Annotated in this window: 26 protein-coding genes; 2 read left to right on the top strand and 24 right to left on the bottom strand. The window is 47.2% G+C overall.

Going from position 1 to position 21,882, the window contains the following annotated elements:
* Positions 1-3 precede the first annotated feature (3 nt).
* From LCM29_RS02965 to prsW, 24 genes are all read right to left on the bottom strand, one after another.
* Positions 4-798 (bottom strand): menaquinol-cytochrome c reductase cytochrome b/c subunit, encoded by a 795-nt coding sequence (locus LCM29_RS02965; protein ID WP_074034621.1) that lies wholly within the window; start codon positions 796-798, stop codon positions 4-6.
* Between the two features lie 33 nt (positions 799-831).
* Positions 832-1,503 (bottom strand): menaquinol-cytochrome c reductase cytochrome b subunit, encoded by a 672-nt coding sequence (gene qcrB / locus LCM29_RS02960; RefSeq protein ID WP_015881478.1) that lies wholly within the window; start codon positions 1,501-1,503, stop codon positions 832-834.
* A 15-nt stretch (positions 1,504-1,518) separates the two neighbouring features.
* Positions 1,519-2,022, bottom strand: a complete 504-nt coding sequence (locus LCM29_RS02955; protein ID WP_214691882.1) for a ubiquinol-cytochrome c reductase iron-sulfur subunit — start codon at positions 2,020-2,022, stop codon at positions 1,519-1,521.
* Between the two features lie 110 nt (positions 2,023-2,132).
* Positions 2,133-2,573 (bottom strand): DUF2487 family protein, encoded by a 441-nt coding sequence (locus LCM29_RS02950; RefSeq protein WP_224860738.1) that lies wholly within the window; start codon positions 2,571-2,573, stop codon positions 2,133-2,135.
* Positions 2,574-2,733: 160 nt separating this feature from the next.
* Positions 2,734-3,267 carry a ReoY family proteolytic degradation factor gene (locus tag LCM29_RS02945; protein ID WP_214691878.1) on the bottom strand — a complete coding sequence of 178 codons (534 nt, stop codon included), beginning with the start codon at positions 3,265-3,267 and terminating at the stop codon, positions 2,734-2,736.
* A gap of 23 nt (positions 3,268-3,290) precedes the next feature.
* Positions 3,291-4,565 (bottom strand): tetratricopeptide repeat protein, encoded by a 1,275-nt coding sequence (locus LCM29_RS02940; protein ID WP_224860736.1) that lies wholly within the window; start codon positions 4,563-4,565, stop codon positions 3,291-3,293.
* A gap of 29 nt (positions 4,566-4,594) precedes the next feature.
* Positions 4,595-5,845, bottom strand: coding sequence for a 3-phosphoshikimate 1-carboxyvinyltransferase (aroA, locus tag LCM29_RS02935; protein ID WP_224860734.1), 1,251 nt, complete (start codon positions 5,843-5,845; stop codon positions 4,595-4,597).
* Positions 5,845-6,897, bottom strand: a complete 1,053-nt coding sequence (locus tag LCM29_RS02930) for a 3-dehydroquinate synthase family protein (protein ID WP_224860732.1) — start codon at positions 6,895-6,897, stop codon at positions 5,845-5,847. Before LCM29_RS02930 ends, aroA begins: the two co-directional genes overlap by 1 nt.
* Positions 6,891-8,054: a chorismate synthase gene (gene aroC, locus LCM29_RS02925; protein WP_224860730.1), complete on the bottom strand. Its 1,164-nt coding sequence runs from the start codon at positions 8,052-8,054 to the stop codon at positions 6,891-6,893. Before aroC ends, LCM29_RS02930 begins: the two co-directional genes overlap by 7 nt.
* Positions 8,055-8,063: 9 nt before the next feature.
* Positions 8,064-8,843, bottom strand: coding sequence for a CheR family methyltransferase (locus LCM29_RS02920; RefSeq protein WP_224860728.1), 780 nt, complete (start codon positions 8,841-8,843; stop codon positions 8,064-8,066).
* A 103-nt stretch (positions 8,844-8,946) separates the two neighbouring features.
* The gene (gene ndk, locus LCM29_RS02915; protein WP_214691868.1) at positions 8,947-9,366 is read right to left on the bottom strand and encodes a nucleoside-diphosphate kinase; all 420 of its coding nucleotides are present in this window, start codon (positions 9,364-9,366) and stop codon (positions 8,947-8,949) included.
* A gap of 91 nt (positions 9,367-9,457) precedes the next feature.
* The gene (locus LCM29_RS02910) at positions 9,458-10,420 is read right to left on the bottom strand and encodes a polyprenyl synthetase family protein (RefSeq protein WP_224860726.1); all 963 of its coding nucleotides are present in this window, start codon (positions 10,418-10,420) and stop codon (positions 9,458-9,460) included.
* 3 nt (positions 10,421-10,423) lie between these two features.
* The gene (locus tag LCM29_RS02905) at positions 10,424-11,125 is read right to left on the bottom strand and encodes a demethylmenaquinone methyltransferase (RefSeq protein ID WP_214691866.1); all 702 of its coding nucleotides are present in this window, start codon (positions 11,123-11,125) and stop codon (positions 10,424-10,426) included.
* Between the two features lie 20 nt (positions 11,126-11,145).
* Positions 11,146-11,718, bottom strand: coding sequence for a heptaprenyl diphosphate synthase component 1 (locus LCM29_RS02900; RefSeq protein WP_214745382.1), 573 nt, complete (start codon positions 11,716-11,718; stop codon positions 11,146-11,148).
* A gap of 125 nt (positions 11,719-11,843) precedes the next feature.
* The gene (locus LCM29_RS02895; protein ID WP_074034634.1) at positions 11,844-12,116 is read right to left on the bottom strand and encodes an HU family DNA-binding protein; all 273 of its coding nucleotides are present in this window, start codon (positions 12,114-12,116) and stop codon (positions 11,844-11,846) included.
* A 109-nt stretch (positions 12,117-12,225) separates the two neighbouring features.
* The gene (locus LCM29_RS02890; protein ID WP_214783674.1) at positions 12,226-12,936 is read right to left on the bottom strand and encodes a hypothetical protein; all 711 of its coding nucleotides are present in this window, start codon (positions 12,934-12,936) and stop codon (positions 12,226-12,228) included.
* A 3-nt stretch (positions 12,937-12,939) separates the two neighbouring features.
* Complete coding sequence (locus LCM29_RS02885) at positions 12,940-13,140, bottom strand: DUF2768 family protein (protein WP_074034636.1); 201 nt, start codon at positions 13,138-13,140, stop codon at positions 12,940-12,942.
* A gap of 94 nt (positions 13,141-13,234) precedes the next feature.
* Positions 13,235-14,260, bottom strand: coding sequence for an NAD(P)H-dependent glycerol-3-phosphate dehydrogenase (locus tag LCM29_RS02880; RefSeq protein WP_074034637.1), 1,026 nt, complete (start codon positions 14,258-14,260; stop codon positions 13,235-13,237).
* A 17-nt stretch (positions 14,261-14,277) separates the two neighbouring features.
* Positions 14,278-15,588 carry a ribosome biogenesis GTPase Der gene (gene der / locus LCM29_RS02875; protein ID WP_214691863.1) on the bottom strand — a complete coding sequence of 437 codons (1,311 nt, stop codon included), beginning with the start codon at positions 15,586-15,588 and terminating at the stop codon, positions 14,278-14,280.
* A 138-nt stretch (positions 15,589-15,726) separates the two neighbouring features.
* On the bottom strand, positions 15,727-16,875 hold the full coding sequence (gene rpsA / locus LCM29_RS02870) for a 30S ribosomal protein S1 (protein WP_214691862.1): 1,149 nt from the start codon (positions 16,873-16,875) through the stop codon (positions 15,727-15,729).
* 156 nt (positions 16,876-17,031) lie between these two features.
* Positions 17,032-17,655, bottom strand: a complete 624-nt coding sequence (locus LCM29_RS02865) for a lysophospholipid acyltransferase family protein (protein ID WP_224860724.1) — start codon at positions 17,653-17,655, stop codon at positions 17,032-17,034.
* Positions 17,652-18,326 carry a (d)CMP kinase gene (cmk, locus tag LCM29_RS02860; protein WP_224860722.1) on the bottom strand — a complete coding sequence of 225 codons (675 nt, stop codon included), beginning with the start codon at positions 18,324-18,326 and terminating at the stop codon, positions 17,652-17,654. The genes LCM29_RS02865 and cmk overlap by 4 nt, the downstream gene beginning before the upstream one ends.
* 74 nt (positions 18,327-18,400) lie before the next feature.
* Entirely contained in the window at positions 18,401-19,066 is a 666-nt protein-coding gene (locus LCM29_RS02855) for a flagellar brake protein (protein ID WP_224860720.1), read from the bottom strand.
* A gap of 14 nt (positions 19,067-19,080) precedes the next feature.
* Positions 19,081-19,737, bottom strand: a complete 657-nt coding sequence (gene prsW, locus LCM29_RS02850) for a glutamic-type intramembrane protease PrsW (RefSeq protein ID WP_074034642.1) — start codon at positions 19,735-19,737, stop codon at positions 19,081-19,083.
* A 107-nt stretch (positions 19,738-19,844) separates the two neighbouring features.
* Between prsW and LCM29_RS02845 the strand changes: the two genes are divergently transcribed.
* Both LCM29_RS02845 and LCM29_RS02840 read left to right on the top strand, forming a co-directional pair.
* Positions 19,845-20,816, top strand: a complete 972-nt coding sequence (locus LCM29_RS02845) for an asparaginase (RefSeq protein ID WP_214745390.1) — start codon at positions 19,845-19,847, stop codon at positions 20,814-20,816.
* A 51-nt stretch (positions 20,817-20,867) separates the two neighbouring features.
* The gene (locus LCM29_RS02840; RefSeq protein ID WP_224860718.1) at positions 20,868-21,848 is read left to right on the top strand and encodes a YpdA family putative bacillithiol disulfide reductase; all 981 of its coding nucleotides are present in this window, start codon (positions 20,868-20,870) and stop codon (positions 21,846-21,848) included.
* Positions 21,849-21,882 lie beyond the last annotated feature (34 nt).

The following is a 21,882-nucleotide window of genomic DNA, read 5'->3' as shown; positions in this document are numbered from 1 at the left end:
GGCTTACTCGTTATTTTCGCCGCCCTCACCATATGAAGCGATGAATTCAGATAGTACTTGTAAATCTTCAGGTGAGCCGTCCCACTGACCAGCAGGCATCGTCCCAATCCCGTTTACAGCGATATCCGCAATCTCTTCAGCTGTGTACTGTGTTCCGACGAGTGCTGGAGCTGCTGCTCCACCTTCTAGGTTTTGACCGTGGCAGTTCACACAAGATTGAGCTGAATAAATCTCATATCCTGGTGCAGCTGTATCAATTTCAGGACCTTCACCTGGAATTTGAAGTTCACCTTGAGCGTGGACTTGATCCCAGTGTGTCGTTTGAACAGATTCCCAAGTCAAGTAGAAGACCGAGAGAATACCGAGCAACATGAAACTGATGGCGACTGGACGTTTCGCCGGACGACGCTCGAGACCTTGGTCAAGCCAAGGTGCGATGAGAAGTGCCGTGAACGCCAAACCTGGAATGATGACCGTACCAAGCAAGATCCAGTCTCCTGCAGCGAATTGATATTTGAGTAATTGATACAAGAACAAGAAATACCAGTCCGGTAATGGAATGTATGACGTGTTCGTTGGATCGGCGATATTTTGAAGCGGTGGTGCTTCGACGATTGTCAAAGCGATGAAGCCGATCAAGAAGACCGACCCTACCATCCACTCTTTAAGCAAGAAGTTCGGCCAAAACGCCTCTGTGCGTCCTGGGTATTCTGAATAGTCTTTTGCAATGTTTTGTTTCCGATTCGAGATTCCTACTCGAGAGTCGGTTACAAATTTCATCCCTTTACCGCGATGCATATCGTTTCTCCTCCTTTTTCTCCTCGAATCGGCTTATAGCGGTCCAGAAACCCCTTGTTTACGAATCATCAAGAAGTGGGCTCCCAATAGTCCGAACAATGCCGCCGGTAAGAAGAAGACGTGGATGGCGAAGAATCGTGCGAGCGTGCTCGCCCCGACAATCTCACCACCGGCGAGAAGTGTCTTCGCAATACCACCGATGACCGGTACACTTTCAGCGATTTGAAGCGTAACTTTCGTTGCGAACAATGCTTTCATGTCCCATGGAAGCAAGTATCCTGTGAGTCCAAGCGCCAAGACGACGAAGAACAAGAGAACACCGACGACCCAGTTAAGCTCACGTGGCTTCTTATACGATCCCGTGAAGAACACGCGGAGCGTATGTAAGAATAACATGACGATTGCAACGGATGCGCCCCAGTGGTGCATCCCACGAACGATTTGTCCGTGTGCGATTTCATTTTGCAAATAGTATACCGACGCGTGCGCGTTGATGATATCTGGTACATAGTACATCGTCAAGAACATCCCTGAAAGGATTTGGATGACGATTGTAAAGAACGTCAAACCACCAAAACAATAGACAAATGCAGAGAAGTGATGGGCAGGGTTGACGTGTTCTGGTACTTCGTGGTCTGCGATATCGCGCCAGAGCGGTGTGATGTCTACGCGCTCATCGACCCAATCATAAATTTTTTGTAACATCGACTAGTCCCCCTCTCACTTCTGTGAAATTGGGCTACCTAGGTATAGGAAGCCATCTTTTTCTTCTTTTTCATAACGTGCAAGTGGTGCTGTTGGTGGTGTACCCGGAATGTTCGTTCCATCTTTTTCGTAACGTCCTAAGTGACACGGACAGAAAAATTCTTGTGGACGAGTCGGATCACCCGCAAAAGCTACCTGACAGCCGAGGTGTGTACAAATCGGAGAGAGTGCGATGATTTCGCCACTTTCTGTTTTGTATACCCATGCTGAGAGCGTTTCTTCAAATTCGTACCAAGCATCTTGTGTTTGTTTCTTAAAGTCGACACGTTGCGGCTCAGTCGTGATGTCATCAAGACTCATTACTTTTACTTTGTCGCCTGCTCCAGATTTTTTCAAAACCGGATCAATCGCAAAGTTGACCATCGGACTGATCAATGTTGCCGCCATAAAGCCACCTACTCCAGTCAGTGTGTACGTTAAGAACTGACGGCGCGTGACTTTTGACCCATTTTGAGCCATTTCGTTCCCCCCTCATTCGTGTGCATAACCCCATAATTCTTTATGCATTCTTCACAAAAATTTCTCACTCAACAAAATAGTATATCAATAAAACCTCTACGTCAACCGCTTCATGTCGCCATCCAACGGCTCGAAAGTTCCGTGATAACTTGTGTCGCAAAATTTTGAACCATCGTGTGCGCCTGATCGCTCGACATCGCTCCTAGCGCAAGCGGTGGTACGAACAAAATCGGCAAATCATATGGCTTGAAACGGACGTCTGACGCAATAAACAAAACGTGAGAAAAACCGGATGATTCCGCTTTTGCCACCACATCTTTCACCAGTTCCACACCAGCTTCCACATCGGTGTAACTGAGCGTTGGGCTGAGCATCGTCCGACCAGATAATTGACGTTCTGTCTCGACCGTGACAGCATGAATGACTTCATAGCTTTCGGCTTTACGAACCATATCCTCACCAAACGCCAATTCTGCGAGCGGAACGATGAGCGTATCGACGTATTGTCGTTCGGCAATCGAGCGCAGTGCCCCTTGACTATCGAACCTCATCTTTTCCCTCCTCTCCAACTTATCTCATCATGTCTATTGTATCGTACATGACTTCGTTCACGTTTCAAACTTATGAACGAACTGTGAAATAATTGTGTATTCCTACGTTATTAATATACCAAAAAACAAGCGCCAACCGGAACGGAAGCGCTTGTTTTTTTCAAAATAATTTAGATTCCCGTACTTGGTGGAGTTGACTCGTCAAATTGCGGAATAAGTTCTCGTCCCGACGGTCGAGTGCTTTATCGATTTCAATCAATAAACGCTCTTCTTCGAATTGGGCAACGGAAGCTTGAATGACCGTCTGAGCAGAAGACGATACTTCATCTTTCACTTCCGCCACCGGTTCAAACGGATTTTGCTCCACGATGTCAATCCAATTCTCATCAATCATCATGCCTTGAAAATTCAATTCCACATAAATTGGCCCATCGTGCAGACGGATGTCATGATAAGCCTTTTCAGGATTCATGGTCACAAGGTCTCCCCGTCGATATCGAAACGGTTCACCGTCAAATCCGTACGCCGTCATCACAAGACTTCGTGGCGAGACCGAGGCGTTTGTTACGAAATGAACGTTGCCAAGCTTATCCGGATGTCTCAACCAGTAGTCAAGAATCCATTTCGCTTCACGTTTCCGAAGTGTATGATGAGCGACAAATCGCTTCAAAAAATTCCGTTTCCGCTCGACCATCTGACCTCATTCCCTTCCCTTTATCATTCTACGTCATCAGACAATTGTTCGAGCTGGTCTTCGAGCACTTGGCGATCTTCAAGATCGACCACTAGTGCAAGCGATTGCTCGACCACACGTCTCGCGTCTTGTCTACGACCTTCCTCTATCAACAGTGTAGCCCATTCTGTCACAAATGACACGTCCTCTTTCATCATCGGCTCAATCGAGGCATATAAACTGACAGCTTCGTCATATTCCTCGAGCTCATATTTCGCCTTCGCCTTGTACCAAGTCATCAGCGGGGACGTCGTATGATCTTCGAGTGCATCTATTGTTTCGAGGACGTCATCGATTTCTCCTGCTTCGAATAAAATCGATAAGATCAATTCTGTCGCTTGTAGTGATTCCGGATTCAAGACGAGTGCTTCTCGAAGCTCTTTAACGGCCCCATCGCGATTACCGAGTTTGAGGAACAATTTCGCTTTGACGTGACGAAGTTCGTCATTATAGTCGTCGCGCGTGATTCCTTGATCGACGATTTCAAGCGCTTCTTCCGTCTGTCCATTCGCGTCCAATGCTTCGGTGTAAGGAAGATAGAGCGAGGTAAAGTCCGGGTCCATCGCCTGAAGCTCTTTAAACTGCTTGATGGCAACTTCCTCTCGACCGATTCGATGTGCTGTCATCGCATGTCCGAAGACGGTATTTAAATTACGATGTGTTGCTTTTTCATACTCGTCGAGCGCTTCTTCGAACGACCCAACCATTGTGAGTGCTTCCGCATAGTCCGCTTGATAATCGATCTCGGACGGCAAATTCATTTTAGGTAAACGTGCATAGAGCGGGATGGCCTGCTCGAACGACCCCGTTGATGCGTACAATTCCGCCAACCCATAGATGAGTAATGGTTCGTCTGGATTCTTTTCAAGAGCTTCCATCAATTTTTTCACGGCTACCTCATCGAGCCCCTGAGATTGATACAAATCAGCTAATAAGACGAGACTTCTCACTTGCGTCTCCGCGTCATCTGACTTGACCTTCTCTAAAACAGCAATCGCCTCTTCTTCACGGTCACTGTCTAAATATGCCTCTGCAAGTGAAAGGGCGACGTTTGGGTCACCTTCATAATCCACGTACAATTTTGAAAGGACTTCTGTCGCTCGGTCAGCAAGACCAAGCTCTAAATACAAATCAGCAATCGCTAAGCGATCATCATCCGACCCATCTTTCTCAAGTTCTTCTATATGTGCAAGAGCATGTTCAGTCTCTCCTGATTCAAGCATCTCGATAATATGTGTTAATGCTGCTTCATCTAGCATGTTTCGTCCTCCTGGCCTTCGGTTTGTCGTTATTCTATCTCACGTTGAATCTGTTGTAAATCTTGACGGAAGCCGGGATAGCTGACATCGGACGCATCAATGCCTTCAATCTGGATCGTTTCATCCGTGACGAGTGTAGCGACTTGTAACATCATCGACAGACGATGGTCACCATGAGCCGAGACGTTTCCGCCATGAAGACGACTCGGTTTTACGATAAATCCATCCTCTTTTCCAACGATGTCCACCCCCAATTTTCGCAACTCCGAGACGACCACATCAATCCGGTCCGTCTCCTTCACTCTCAGTTCCGCTGCGTCTTTCACGATTGACGGAGAATTTGCCTGTGAAGCGACGAATGCGAATAACGGCAACTCATCGATTTGTGACGGGATCATATCCCCTTCTATGACCGTGCCAGACAGTTCACTTGTCGTCACCGTGACGTCACCGACCAATTCCTCCCCGATGGTTCGTTCATTGGAGATGATGACGTGTGCCCCCATCCGTTCGAGCGTCCGCAAAAATCCGATTCGCGTCTCATTCAAACAGACGTCCGTCGTCGTGACGGAGCTATTCGGCACGATGGCCGCCCCTGCCCAGAAGAAGGCAGCCGACGAAGGGTCTGCCGGTACATCGACCGTCGCGCCGCTTAGTCGAGAAGGTTCGACACGAATGATTCGTTCCCCTTTTTCCGCATCAACAGTGAGCTGCGCCCCAAAGAGCGGCAACATTCGCTCAGTATGGTCTCTAGACAATATCGGTTCACGAACAATCGTCGTCCCTTCCGCACGTAACCCGGCAAGGAGGACAGCCGATTTCACTTGGGCGCTCGCTACCGGTAACGTATAGTCGATGGATTGTAGCGTTTTTCCTTCAATCACGATCGGCGCCAGATCACCTTTCACGTCCGCTCCCATTTCACGGAGTGGTGCGTTGACACGTCGCATCGGACGTTTTGACAATGACTCATCTCCCACGAGTTCAAATGACCCATCATACCCCGATAAGAGTCCAATCAACAAGCGCATCGTCGTCCCTGAGTTCCCGCAGTCTAATCTTGCCGAACGCGGTGACTCGATCCCCGTGATGAGGAGTTCGTCTTGTTTTTCAATCACTTCTGCTCCGAGTGATCGAATGATGTCAAGCGTAGAGCGACAATCGGCCCCGAGAAGTGGATGCACGACGCGCGTCGTCCCAGTCGCCATCATGCCGAATAAAAGCGCACGATGAGTGATCGACTTATCACTCGGCACACGGATTGAACCGTTTAAACTCATCATTCCCACCATCCTTTCATCTGTTCAAATGTATGTTCAAGGTGCTCGAGCGGCACAGATTCAACGACAATCGTGTCACGGAGCAAGACGAACCGAATTTCGCCATGACGATTCTTTTTATCCCGAACCATTTTTTCGACATATTGCTCGAACGGTTTCCAGTCAATCGGTGTGACATCGTTCAGACGAATCCAATCAAACAATCGTTTCGCCCGTGTCTCGTCTCCCGATAGTAAAAAGGCAAACACCATCCCATGTAACACCGCTTCTCCGTGAGGGATACGGTACGCTTCGACGGACTCAAGCGCATGACCGAACGTATGCCCGAAGTTCAGCCAAGCGCGAATACCTTGCTCTTGCTCATCTTTCTCGACAACTGCTCGTTTCACTTCAATGCCGCGTGCGAGCCATGTGACCCAATCCAATTCCTGATGTTCAGAAAGAGCGGAAAACAAGTCGTCCTCGAAAGAGGATTCGAGGACGTAACGTGATAAATACGCATGTTTCAATAGTTCACCGAGACCGCTCCGAACTTCTTGGATCGGCAAGGTATGAAGTCGAGAAACATTATAATAGACACCAATCGGTTGATAGAATGAGCCGATCGCATTTTTCGCAAGCGGATGATTGACGGCGACTTTACCACCGACAGCCGAATCGTGTGCTAAAATCGTCGTCGGGACTTGTATGTAAGGCACACCACGCATGTAGACACTCGCTAAAAAACCGGCCAAATCACCAATCATCCCGCCACCGAAAGCGACAATCAGAGTATGACGGTCGCATCCGTGTCTCAATCCTTCTGTGACGAGCTGTTCGAGTTGCGATAACGACTTCGACGCATCACCCGCCTTGACGACAGATGAGACGACGCATGGATGGACTTGCTTCAACTTTGTAAGGAACGATTCCCTGTAAAGTGCGTCGACCCGTTCATCTGTGACGACCCAAAGCATCGGGTAACGTGACCAATCACTTGTTTCCATCCAGCGATCTTGATCGTCGACGATAACCTGATACGGGGTCGATGCCGCGATTGGAATAGTCACCATACTCGTAACTCCTCTCGATACTCATCGATTCGGTGTTTTATTCGATCCATCGTATCATGACCGAACGTCTCACATACTTCCTTCGCCATTTCAAACGCGATGACCGCCTCGACGACGAGTGATGCTGCAGGGACAGCACAAGAATCGCTCCGTTCGATCTGAGCGAGGAATGCCTCTTTCGTATCAATATCGACTGATTGAAGAGGTTTATAGAGCGTCGGGATTGGTTTCATGACGGCTGAACAGACAATCGGCATACCCGTTGTCATCCCACCTTCAAAGCCACCGAGGTGATTACTGAGTCGGGTATATCCTTCGTCTTCATAAGCAATCGGGTCCATCACTTCAGAACCGGGACGGTATGCCATTTCAAAACCATCTCCAAACTCCACACCTTTAAATGCGTTGACACTTAAGACCGCCTGCGCGATTTTCGCATCTAATTTACGGTCGTACTGCACATATGAACCAAGACCTGGTACGACACCATGGACTTCTGTACAGACGATGCCGCCAATCGAGTCTCCATTTTCCTTGGCTTCATCGATGCGACGCATCATCCGCTCAGCCGCTACTTCGTCAAGCGTCCGAACGGGTGAGGCGTCGATCACTTCTTTTGCTTCTTGAAGCGATTCAAACGTACGTATCTCTGCCCGTTCTCCACCAATCACTTTGACGTAACTGAAGAGCGACACCCCGACTTGTTGAAGCAATTGTTTACAAAAGGCACCGACGGCGACGCGTGCCGCCGTCTCCCTTGCGCTCGAACGTTCCAAAACATCCCGCAAATCGCGATGGTCATACTTCATCCCACCGACCAAGTCGGCATGCCCTGGTCTCGGTCGCGAGACTCGGCGCTTGATTTCGACATCATCTTCGATTGGCTCGGCTTGCATGACGTGTTTCCAATGGGTATGGTCTTTATTCTCAATCCAGAATGTGATTGGTGCGCCTGTCGTTTTACCGTGACGTATACCAGAACGAACATCTACTTGATCTGACTCGATTTGCATGCGACGCCCTCGTCCATATCCCGACTGACGTTTTTTCAACTCTAGGTTTATTTGATCTATATCTATAGCGAGACCGGCAGGGGCACCTTCAATGATGACCGTCAGTCCCGGACCGTGTGATTCACCAGCTGTCAAATAGCGCATCTGTTCACCTCATCCATCTATTTTTTCGTAAAAGAAGCTTTGTTTCATCGCATAGCCGTAACGCTTCGGCTGGAAGATTTGTTCGGTTCCACCGACAAACAAGATTCCTCCTGGACGAAGGGCACGTTGAAACGACGTATATACTTTTTCTTTCGCTTCTTCCGTAAAGTAAATCAATACGTTTCGACAAACAATCAAATCAAAGTTACGTTCATACACGTCCGCTAGTAGATTGTGTTTTTTAAACGTCACGAGTTGTTTGATTTCATCCGAAATGAAATAGTCGTCTCCACGACGCGTAAAGTATCGGTTTTTAAACTCATCTGGCAAGTCGATCAGTGCACGTTCGTGATACTTCCCTTGTTTCGCCTTTTCGATGACAATGTCATCTAAATCAGTGGCCATAATGGAAAATTGAGAAGGTGCCAGATGTTTAGACAATAACATGGCGAGCGAGTATGGTTCCTCTCCTGTCGAGCACGCTGCACTCCACACACGGAGTTTCCCTTGACCCGAGCGAATTAGGTGAGGCAGGATATCTTCCTCAAGCTGTTGCCAACGTATCGGATTGCGATAAAACTCACTCACGTTAATCGTCATTCTGTCAAGGAACTCTTCATAGAGCTGGCGATCTGTATCCATCGCATTTAAGTATTCAAGGAACGACGCGTATCCCTTCTTTTCACGTAAGGCGACCATCCGACGCTTCATCTGCGCCTCTTTATATAAATTCAAGTCAATTCCAGACTTGATATAAAACTTTTTTACGAAGATGGCATAATCATTCATCACCAATTTCAACCTCAATTCTTTCTCATTTCCTCTTTCTTCTGACCACAAGCTTTTAAAAGGGAATCAAAAAAAGGACAGGTTTCCCCGTCCCTTCGAAAAGTCATGAAACGTGTGAGGCAACTCCTGCGAACCAAAGTGCCAATTCGCGTTCCGCGCTATCCACACTATCAGAACCATGAATTACGTTTTGTGACATCGTCGATGCAAAATCACCACGAATCGTTCCAGGTTGTGCATCAAGCGGCTTTGTCTTCCCAATCATGAGACGAGAGACGGCTACGATGTCTTCCCCTTCCCATTCCATCGCGACGACCGGACCAGAAGTCAAAAACTCAACCAATTCACCAAAGAACGGCTTTTCTTTATGCTCTGCATAGTGTGCCTCTGCGACCTCAACTGACGGTGTCACCATTTCGAGACGGTTCAATGTATATCCTTTGTTTTCAAAGCGTGAGATGATTTCCCCAATCAATCCACGTTTTACCCCATCCGGTTTAACCATTAAAAATGTCTTTTCCATTCCCCAAATCCCCCTAAGTCAATAAATGTGTACGTTGTACGTATTTAGTGTACACGCTCCTGCACATTTTTGAAAGGGGTTACATGGGCATTTACCATTTACGCTTCCCGATATATTGAGCAATTTCAATCAAAGATCGTTTGTCAGGCACATCTGGCAACCCATCGAGTCGTCGGATGGCGCGTTCAACGTATCGGTCAATCGTGCGTTGGCTTCGTTCTAACGTTCCATTTCGTTGCACTTCACGAACGAGTGATTTTGTCATCTCCATGTCTGTCGATGCACTCACTTGACGAAGACGCTCGTAAAAGGTCGGGTCCTCCGATGAATAGAGCAGCGGCAATGTCTTATGCCCATGCCTTAAATCTTCTCCGACCGGTTTCCCGAGTTGGAAACTCTTTGCCGTGAAATCGAGTAAGTCATCGGTCATTTGGAATGCCATCCCAATGTCGTATCCGAATAGGCTTAGCTGTTTGACGACTTGAGGTGACGCCCCTGAAATAACAGCACCTGCCGCACAACTCGTCTCAATCAAAAGGGCTGTCTTTCGTGCAATTCGATCTAAATATCGCTTAGGTGATTGACCCCAGTCATATTGATCTTGGATTTGATTGATTTCGCCGACACAAATTCGTTCCATCGTGTCCGCCATGATTCGCATCACTTCCGGGGAATCGATTTCGGATACGAGACGAATCGCCTCTCCGAATAACGTATTTCCGGTATACATCGCAACGGTCTCATCATAACGCTCCATGACGGTCGGTTTCCCCCGACGCAGCATCGCATCATCGATGACATCGTCATGAACGAGCGATGCCATATGAATCAACTCAAGACTTGAGGCAACTTTCGTCAAACGGATATCTTTCGTCTCACCGAATCCCGCGCTCAATAAAACGAAAGCTGGTCGGATGCGTTTACCACCAGCATCGAGTAGTTGGCGAGATGCCGATTCAATAACAGGGTGGTCCGTCCTGACTCGAGTTGATAAAAATTGATCGATTTGATCAATCTCTCGGTTCATGTGACGGTAAAGTCGCTTCAAAGACATGTTTCACCACTTCTTTCCTAGATGCATGGCACATGCACCTCCGGAGAATGTCTTCACTTCGACTTGTTCGAACCCGGCATCTTCAAACATGCGTTTAAGCGTCAGACGGTCAGGAAACTGATCGGTCGATTCTTGTAACCATTTGTATTGGTCGTATGATCCGGCAAACACTTTGCCGAACAAAGGCATGACGGTCCCAAAGTAGAATCGATACAATTCTTTAAAGACGGGTGCCGTCGGTTGACTCGTTTCAAGACAGACGACCGTCCCACCCGGTTTTAAAACACGATGCATTTCACGCAAAACCGTCATGTAGTCGGGAACGTTCCGAAGTCCGAATCCGATTGTAACGTAATCAAACGAATGATCCCCAAACGGTAGTGCCATCGCATTCCCGTGTAGTAATTCAATCGTCGGCATTGATTTTACTTTTTCTTCTCCAACTTTCAGCATATTCTCTGAAAAGTCGAGACCTTTGACGACCCCCGTATTCCCTGCAGCTTCAGCCAATTGAATCGTCCAGTCGGCTGTGCCACAACAAACATCTAAACATTTAGCCCCCGGAAAGACGTTCATTTTCTTCATCGTTGTCCGACGCCACCATTTGTGAAGTCGGAAGCTGATAATCGAGTTCATCGTATCGTAGCTCGGAGAAATGGACTGAAATACTTCGTATACTTTTTGCTCTTTTTCTATCGGTTGCAACGCGTAACATCCTTTCCGTTCTAAGCGACCGCGTGCGCGAGCAACGTGTGAAGCTGCTCCTTTTGGTCCTGTCTGAGCGCTGTCGCTTTCTTATCAATCATTCGTTTCCCACTTGTTGTCAAATAAGGTTGTTCAATCAGTTCGGAAAGTGTTTGAATCAATCCGACGTTCGCTTCGATCCAAATGTTCATCGAGACGTTTTTATCGAGCAGTAATGTACATTTTGCAGCATTGACACGTTGTACAGACTGTCCGAATCGATCGCTATACGACGCTGGGAAAGCCGTCAAGATTTTATAAAACTGAGCCGAGGCAAAATCGCCCGCGAGCACTTTTAATTGGCGCTCTAGCGACCCTTTCGGACTACTGTTCACTTGATCATGTAATTCGAGCGCCTGATGAGCGAAATAAGTTGCCATCACGAGTTGTCGATGCTCAATCGATTCCAAATCAATCATCTCGACCATCCAACGAAGCAACAGCATGTCGACCGCTGGTACAACCTCGTGTTTCGTCAAATAGGGATGATTCATACGTTGTTGGATTTGACGAGCAAGGTCTGTGACAACGAATTCATTTGTCAACTGTTCCATGCTATCCCCCCTCGTCCACTTCATTGTCATTCTGACATAGTATAGCACATTTTTGTCACATTCACGTCATTCGAACTCGCAAACGAAACAAAAAAGCCGCCTTTCGGCGACTTATGTATTGCAGATTACTTGACCGCATCTTTGAGCGCTTTACCTGCTTTAAATGCAGGAACTTTGCTCGCTGGGATTTCGATATCTTCTTTTGTACGTGGGTTACGACCTTTACGGGCAGCACGTTCACGAACTTCAAAAGTACCAAAACCGATCAATTGAATTTTTTCACCGTTTTGGAGTGCTTCAGTGATAGATTCGAAAGTAGCTTCTACAACTACTGTAGCTTCTTTTTTCGAAACATTTGCTTTCTCCGCTACTGCTTGGATCAATTCAGTTTTGTTCATCACGATTCACCTCCTCTCACTAGGAGTTTACGGGATTAATCATATCGTACAAACGTTGATATGACAACATTTTTTGCGTGAATTCACGACATTCACCATCAAAACAAGCTCAGTTGTTTAAAAAAACAACTTCTCCTTGTTCATCTATTGTATAGCCTTGTGAATAAGCAGGGGCGAATGGAGCGTCTTCATACAGCAAATAACGAATGTCTTCGCCGATTTCTGGCGACTCATCCGTATTTCGAAGCGCTTCTTTCACGTCTTCTCGATAGTCCACAAATAGTTGTCCGGTACCGTCCACGTAGATCGGGAGTTCACGATCCGAGTACGGACTTGGAATGACCGGTTCTTCTGTGACAAATATTTTGTCGTAATCGAGCGTGAACTGGTTTTTCCCGAGCGAGCCATCGAACGGAAACTTCCCTTCTTTTGCCCGGAACGCATTAATGTTTGTCTGAAGCTGTTGAAGACGCTCCGATACACGCAAATCAATCAATTTGACGGTCGGTTCCGTTTCGACATCGACGAGAATATACTGGAACAACCCACCGCCCTCAAAGCTATTCCCTGGAGGGTCTGCTAAATATCCTGGTACGAGACGGGCAAACTCGATTGGATAACGCTCCATGAGCGGCGTTTCCGCTGGTTTTGTTTTAATGGGCAAGACGCCAGATTGTTCACGATATGCATCGACCGCACTTTGTACGGTATTCAATTGGTCTTCGTACGGAATATTGTTAGCTCGTTCCGAGTCCGGAAACATGCATCCTGCCAACAAAGTCGTTAACAGTACACTAACAGCGATAATGCTCTTTTTCATGGTCTATCCTCCCGTCGGTCCTGAGACGACGACAAAAATCATAATAACTGTCCCAAATAAGAAAATGATGAACGCAATCAGGCGCACAAGTGTCGCAAACCATCCGGTCAGTTTCGTGTGACTGATGGCGACCATCAGTGCAGCGATGGCAAAAGCACCAATCCCCGCAAATGAAATCCACATTTTGATGAGTGACGGTGTCACGTCTATCCCCCTACTTTCTCTATGTTCTCCAGACTTCAAGTGTAGCAAAAAAAAGCGAGGAACTGAACGAAAACGTCAGTTCCTCTCCGAAGTATTATTCTTCAAAATGAAATACTTGTTCCATCTCGTGCTTCTGTGGGCGTCTCATAAGTTTTTTCACTTCATCATGAGGGCTCTTCCCTTCAAATAGCACGTTATAGAGCGCTTCCGTGATCGGCATTTCGACCCCAGCTTCTTTCGCGAGCGAGTGTGCCGCTTCACAGGCACGGACACCTTCGACGACCATTCCCATGTTTCCAAGAACGTCTTCAAGTTTTTCGCCGCGTCCGATCGCATTGCCGGCCCGCCAGTTTCGGCTATGTTGCGACGTCGCCGTCACAATCAAATCCCCGATTCCTGTCAATCCAGAGAAAGAGGCCGGATTGGCTCCGAGCTTCACTCCAAGTCGAGCAATTTCCACAATCCCACGTGTCATAAGGGCAGCTTTTGCATTGTCCCCATAACCAAGTCCATCAGTCATACCTGCAGCAAGGGCGATAATATTTTTAAGCGCCCCACCATACTCGGCACCAACGACATCCGAGTTCAAATAGACACGGAATTGATCGTTTGTAAGCAGCTCCTGCACTTCGTCAGCGACATCGAGGTCCTCACAAGCAATCGTGATTGTCGTCGGTTTCCGCACTGCAACTTCTTCAGCGTGAGTCGGTCCAGTCAAGACACCGATAGCCCGACGTTTCGACGGATCGATTTCTTCCGCAATGATCTCCGAAAGGCGTTTGTGCGTTTTCGGTTCAATCCCTTTTGCGGCATGAACGATGGTGACCGGTTCCTTCAACATGGTGTTCAACTGTTTCGAGACAGGACGAATCGCCGAGCTTGGGACGACAAGGAAGACGATGTTGCGTCCGTCGAGCGCTTCCTTCAAATCTGTCGTGGCCCGAATCGATTCCGGTAACGGTGCGTCTTTCAAATAAAACGAGTTTGTATGAGACGAATTGATTTCGTCCACATGCTCTTGTTCACGTCCATAGAGCAGGACGTCATGACCATTATCCGCTAATACGAGCGAGATGGCCGTTCCCCAACTTCCCGCTCCAATGACAGCTACATTTGCCATAAGTGGCACCCCCGTTATTAGTTTTTCTGACGAGCCACGATATGAATCGGCGTCCCGGTGAAGTCAAATGCTTTACGAATTTGATTATCTAAATAACGTTTATACGAGAAATGCAACAATTCAGGATCGTTGACGAACAAGACGAACGTCGGCGGCTCGATGGCAACTTGAGTCGCGTAGTTGATCTTCAAACGTTGTCCTTTATCTGTCGGTGTCGGGTTCATCGCGACCGCATCGACGATGACATCGTTCAATACGCTCGTCGAAATCCGACGACGATGTGTTTCTGCCACTTGCTTGATGACAGGCAACAATGTTTGCAACCGTTTCGACGTAAGTGCCGACAAGAAGACAATCGGTGCATAATCAAGGAACAAGAATTCTTTGCGAATTTCCTCTTCCATCTTCTTCATCGTCTTATCATCTTTTTCGACTGCATCCCACTTGTTGACGACGATGACAATCGCCTTCCCGGCTTCATGGGCGAGACCTGCAACACGTTTGTCTTGTTCGATGATTCCTTCTTCACCATCGAGGACGACGAGGACGACGTTTGAGCGTTCAATCGCCTTTTGCGCGCGCATGACGCTGTAACGTTCTGTCGATTCGTATACTTTTCCGCGTTTGCGCATACCAGCCGTATCGATGATGACATACTCTTGTCCGTCACGTGTGAACGGTGTATCGATCGCATCGCGAGTCGTTCCAGCGATGTTTGACACGATGACACGATCTTCACCAAGGATCGAGTTCGTCAAACTAGACTTCCCGACGTTCGGACGACCAATCAACGAGAACTGAATGACGTCTTCGTTATATTCAAATTCATCCTTTTCAGGAGCAAGTTCGAACACTTGGTCCAACAAGTCACCAAGTCCTAAGCCATGTGTACCCGAAATCGGGAACGGATCGCCGAATCCTAGTGAATAGAACTCATACATGAGATCTCTCATTTCAAAGTTATCCACTTTGTTGACGGCAAGGACAATCGGTTTGTTCGAACGGAACAACAAGTTCGCTACTTCTTCATCGGCTGCTGTGATGCCTTCGCGACCGTTCACCATGAAGATAATAACATCCGCCTCATCGATGGCAAGTTCAGCCTGATGACGCATTTGTACGAGCAACGGCTCGTCTCCTACTTCGATCCCACCTGTATCAATCAAATGGAACTTACGGTTGAGCCACTCTCCTGTACCATAAATACGGTCACGTGTGACACCTGGTTTATCATCGACGATTGAGACACGATCTCCGATGATGCGGTTAAAAATTGTGGATTTCCCGATATTCGGGCGGCCAACGATGGCCACTGCTGGAATTCCCATAACAACACCTCACTAATCTTTCTATCAAAATTTCATCATTTCAACATTTCGAAACGCAACTTACCTATCATATCACAGGCAAAATTAAGTGACCATACAAAAAGAAGCGGGAGCATGACTCCCGCTTGAACGATCATCTTATTTAGAGTCGTCCGAAGATTCATCACCTGTCAATTCAGAGACAGAGAATCCTCCTTGGTCGCTGTATTCGTCGAGTAACGCTTGATCATCATCTTGACGAGTCGGTTCAGATGATTCGAGTGCACGCATCGACAATGAGATTTTCTTATCATCGAGATGAACGTCTAATACTTTAACTTTCACTTCTTGGCCTTCTGATAACACTTCAGATGGCGTTGCGATGTGACGGTTCGCGATTTGCGAGATATGAAGGAGACCTTCCACTTGTGGTGCGACCTCGACGAAAGCACCGAACGTCACGAGACGTTTGACAGTTCCTTCGATCACATCACCCGGTTGAATTTTCCCTTCAATCGTTTCCCACGGACCTGGTTGTGTCTCTTTAATCGAGAGTTTCACTTTTTCATTATCCAAGTCGAGACCAAGGACTTTCACTTTGACGCGGTCGCCTTCTGTTACGACATCGCTCGGCTTCTCAACACGGCTGTGCGCCATTTCTGAGATATGGACGAGACCGTCCACACCGCCGATATCAACGAACGCACCGAAGTCCGTCAAACGTTGAACCGTTCCTTCGATCACTTGACCGACTTCGAGCGATTCAAGCGTCTCTGATTTCTTGGCACTCATTTCTGCTTCGACAACTGCTTTATGTGACAAGATGACGCGATTTTTTTCGCGATCAATCTCGACGACTTTTACGGTAATTGGTTTGTTTAAATAAGACGAGAAGTCTTCGACAAAGTGACTTTCGACAAGAGATGCCGGGATAAATCCACGGATTCCGATATCGACGACAAGACCACCTTTGACCTTATCTTTCACCATCACTTCAAACACTTCGCCCGATTCGAATTTCTCGACAATTCGATCCCATGCTGCTTCAGCATCGACGTCTTTTTTCGAAACGACCACTTCTTCGTCCGTGACTTTTTTAACTTTGACACGAATCTCGTCGTTCACTTGGAGTGATTCGTTTAAATCGTCTAGATGCATGCTTGATACTTCGCTAATTGGCAAAATCGCTTCGGTTTTATAACCGATATCGATCAGCGCTTGCTTGTCCTCGATTTTGACAACTGTTCCGGTCACAATTTGACCACGATTAATTTCAAAATCAGGCATATCTTTCATTTCTTCGACCATTCCAACACTACCCCCTCACGATGAGTACAAAAAGGAGCGCCCTGAGGCGCTTACACCTAGTATAAATCTCTTATAATTCCGAGAATTTGTCAAGGCGTTATGAAGATTGTACCTCTATTGAAAGAAGTTTAAACCTCAATTCCTCAAACCCTATAATTACTTCGTGAATGAATGTTTCAAATAGAGGTCGGCAATTGTATCCATGATTAAGTCAGCCGCCTCTTGTGCGTTTGCCTTACGTTCCTTCAAAGGAGCCAAATCAATCGGCTTTCCAATGACGACACGCAATTTCGCACGAAACTTATATCTACCGATGATGGCAATCGGTAAAATGTGCGCGTCTGAACGCATCGCAAAGAAACCAACCCCGGCTTGCGCCTTTCCTAACGTCCCATCTTTTGAACGTGTACCCTCAGGGAAAATCGAGATGACCTCGTCTTCTTTTAGCTTTTGAAGAACAACTCGAAGCGCCTGACGGTCACCTTCCCCACGCGATACAGGAATTTGTCCCGCACGGTTCAAAATATGCTTCAATACAGGAACGCTGAAAAGCTCTTTTTTCGCAAAGAATCGTAATGGACGTTCTTTCGGAATCGCACATGCGAGGAGGACCGGGTCCCAGTTTGATTGGTGGTTCGAACAGACGAGAATCGATCCATCCTTTGGGACATGTTCGCGTCCGATGAATTCGACGCGAAACGATGCGAGTTGAATGATGTTCACGACGGCCCTAGCCATCCGATACATTCCAAACGGACCATTGTTCAACGGTTTACTCATGCTTTCACCTCTTCAATTAATCGTTCAATCGCCGAGACGACCCCATCAATCGACAACGTCGTCGTATCGAGATAATGAGCATCTTCAGCTTGACGGAGAGGCGCGACCTCGCGCTCTGAATCACGTTTGTCACGAAGAGCAATTTCTTCCTTCAATCGCTCGTAATCACTCGGGATTCCTTTTGACACATTTTCATCATGACGACGGCGTGCCCGTTCTTCGACCGAGGCAGTCATAAACACTTTCAAATCTGCGTTCGGTAACACATGCGTGCCGATATCGCGCCCATCCATGACGACACCGCCATGCTTCGCCAAATCACGCTGTAAATCCATCAAGGCATCCCGTACTTCCGATTGACGGGCGACAAAACTCACATTATTCGTCACTTCACTAGAACGAATGACATCTGTCACTTCTTGTTCGCCATCGAATACACGTTGCCCTTCTTCAGATGGCACGAGACGAATCGACATGTTCTCGATCATCTTCGCGAGTGCGGGACCATCTTCAAGATTTATCTTCTCGTTTAAAGCACGATATGTGACTGCTCGATAAATCGCACCTGTGTCTATATAGACATACCCCAATTGTTTCGCCAACGACTTGGCGATTGTACTTTTCCCGGCACCAGCCGGTCCATCTAAAGCAATTTGTAACGATTTTTTCATACAAAACGGGTATCGAGTGTGCCCGATACCCTCCTCCTCTCGGTCTATAATCCCGAGAACATCATAACAGTTTTTTATCTTGAAGAAAATACAGACCCTGTCCGCTTACGCGCTTCAAGTTGAACGCGGAAACAGTATCGTAAAATCGTCTCCTGATCACGAGGGGTCAAATCTTCGAATGCCAAAGAAAGCTCTTGTTTCACTTCTTGTTTATGTATACGTACTAAACGACTCTTCACACGAAAGAGTTGCGGCGCACCCTGCTCATCTTCAATTCGGAAAACGACGATGAGCGATTCGTTTACTTCAACGGGCACACGGTTCGCAATAATTTTCATACCGCCTGCCGATACGTCAAGCGACGTCGTTTCGAACGATTCGAAGTCTGCTCCATCTGCCGCAACAACTGTCACATCAATCATTTCAGGGACGCGCAAATATTCACGTCGTTGAATTCGTTTGATTTTCTTCTCATCCGGCATCTTGAAAGCATAGCGAATCGTCATCTGCGCATCACTGATTCGTTTCGCAACTTTCGTATCAAATGCGAACAATTGGTTATCCCCTTTGAAAAAGTAAACACGCATCTCTTCTTCTTCATGTAAGAAGAAGGTTTTAAGCGTCGTCGTGTCACTTGGTGATTCAATCCAAACGATTTGATCCACTATGGCCGCAATCTTTGTTTTCCCCTCATTCCGTCCTTCTACTTCGATTCGTAATTCTTGTCCTTCTTTCAGCATACGCATGTTCCCCTTTATTTAAATTGACGACGATTGGACAGATTGGCTGCTCGTACAAGCAGAAGTGCAACCATCCATAAAATGACGATATAGAGCACGGCCGGCAACTTATGATTCGGTTCTAAAATCAAGATCAAATCAAACGTCCCGTGGATGACCGTTGCAGAAAAGACTGCCATAAACAGCCACACCCGCTCACGTGCCGAATGTTTGGCACGCCCCAAGCAATAGCCCATGACAACCGCAAACAATGCATGGCCGCTCACCGGTAAAATGGCGCGCCAAATCGCGATTTCTAATGAATCGTACACCCATAAGTATAAAAAATTCTCTAACGTCGCAAAGCCTAATGAGCAGGCGACCGCATAGAGAATCCCGTCGTAGTAATCATCAAAGACTTTATGTATATATATTGTATAATAAATCATAAACCACTTAAAAAACTCTTCGAGTAAGGCAGTGGTGACATATGCCTGCCAAAACGGACCAGTCAGCACCCCTTCTTCAACGAACGCATATTGGATAAACATGATCGGGAAAACGAGAACGGCCCCGGCCACGAAAGAACGAATCACATATCCGAGCGGTTCTGCTTCCAATTCATGGCGAAGATAGAAGTAGGAAAGAAGGGCAAGCCCTGGTGCCACCGCAGACAAGGCGATTGCGATCATGACGCATCTCTCCTTTCTCTCATTAGCATACACTGAATTGTCTGAAAGAAAAAGTGTGTAACGCCTAGAAAATGGAAATATCCATAAAAATAATTAGGAGGTCATTTATGAATCATTTATTACTTATTCACACAGGCGGTACAATCGCCATGTCCCAATCCGGTACAGGACACGTCGAACCGAGCGATGTGAATCCAATCGACGCTACACTTCCGAAGGCGACGGACATCGCCCACATTACGACAAAGCATTTCTCAAATATTCCATCTCCACATATGACACCCGACAAAATGCTTGAACTGGCCCAATTCATTCAACATGAATTGACGCAGGACACGTATGACGGAGTCGTGATCACACATGGAACAGATACGCTTGAAGAAACGGCTTACTTCTTGCAGATTACGCTCGGTGCGCCTGTACCAATCGTCTTGACAGGAGCGATGCGTTCCTCGAATGAAGTCGGTTCAGACGGTGAATTCAATTTAATTACCGCTCTTCGGGTCGCAAAGAGTGAATCGGCTCGCGGAAAAGGCGTACTCGTCGTATTTAACGGAGAGATACACTCGGCCTTCAACGTCACAAAAACACATACGTCATCCGTCGATACGTTCAAGTCAGTTCATTTCGGAAACGTGGGTATGGTCACAAAGGATCACGTACTCATCTATAGTCAACCGGCAACGAGACAGCCTAAAATGATTCCGTCCATCTCAAAACGGGTAGCTGTGTTAAAAGTCGTTGCGGGAATGGAGCCTGATTTGCTCGAATCGGTGATGGAACTTGGATACGACGGACTCGTCCTCGAAGTGTTAGGGCAAGGAAACGTCCCACCGACACTATTGCCGGCACTTGAACGTTTGGTCGAGGAAATTCCCGTCGTGATTGTTAGCCGTTGCTTTAACGGAATCGTCCAAGACGTATACGGGTATGCTGGTGGTGGGAAACAATTGAAAGAGATGGGGATCATTTTCTCGAACGGGCTAAATTCGCAAAAAGCTCGCCTGCGTTTACTCGTGGAACTCGAATCCGGTTCTTCTCAATCCGTGATGGAGCATAGCTTTAGCTTCCAGCAATAACCTTGCGCTTCCGCATTCCCTTCCATACAATGAGCAAAGAGGTGATTTTCAGTGAATAAACAAGCGATTATTGTGGGTGCTGGACCATGTGGTCTATCAGCGGCCATCGAGTTAGAGAAGATTGGGGTTTCTTGTACGGTAATTGAACGAGGAAATATCGTTGATGCAATCTATCGATATCCGACCCATCAAACGTTCTTTTCATCTGCAAACCTGTTAGAGATCGGGGACATCCCGTTTATATGTAAAGATTTAAAGCCACGGCGACAAGATGCACTCGTCTACTATCGGGAAGTCGTCACCCGTACCGGATTGAACGTCCATCCGTTCGAGACCGTGGAATCAGTCGAGAAAATCGACGATCGGTTCGTCGTGACGTCTAGACACGAGCGTCGTGGGGAAATCGTTCGCGAGGCGGATTATGTGATTTTAGCCACAGGATATTATGGACGTCCTCGCATGCTCGATGTGCCTGGTGAAGAGTTACCACATGTCCACCATTATTTCCACGAAGCCCATCCGTACTATCGACAACACGTCACCATCATCGGTGGAAAGAACTCTGCAGTCGATGCGGCAATCGAACTCGAAAAGGCTGGAGCATATGTAACAGTGCTTTATCGCGGTGACTCCTACAGTCCTTCCGTGAAGCCATGGGTTCTCCCTAACTTCGACTCACTCGTCCGACATGAAAAAGTTCGAATGGAATTTGAGGCGACAATCGATCGCATTACCGAAGATGGTGTCTATTATCACCAACATGGGGAAAAGAAGCATGTGTATGCCGATCACGTCCTCGCGATGACAGGGTATCAACCAGACCATCACCTTTTTGAAAATGCGGGAATCACGATCGATCAGGAGAGCGGTGTTCCGACGTTTGATGAGGAAACGTTCGAAACGAATGTCGAGCATTTGTTCATCGCTGGCGTTGTCGCTGCCGGCAACGATGCGAATAAGATTTTTATCGAGAACGGTCGCTTCCATGGAAAAGCCATCGCAGACACGATCGCAAATCGTATTAAAGTATAAAAAAAGTTCGGTCAACACGCGTTGACCGAACTTT

It is taken from the genome of Exiguobacterium aestuarii (genome assembly GCF_020171655.1).
Lineage (GTDB): Bacteria > Bacillota > Bacilli > Exiguobacteriales > Exiguobacteriaceae > Exiguobacterium > Exiguobacterium aestuarii_A.
This window is presented reverse-complemented; position numbering and strand designations above follow the sequence as displayed.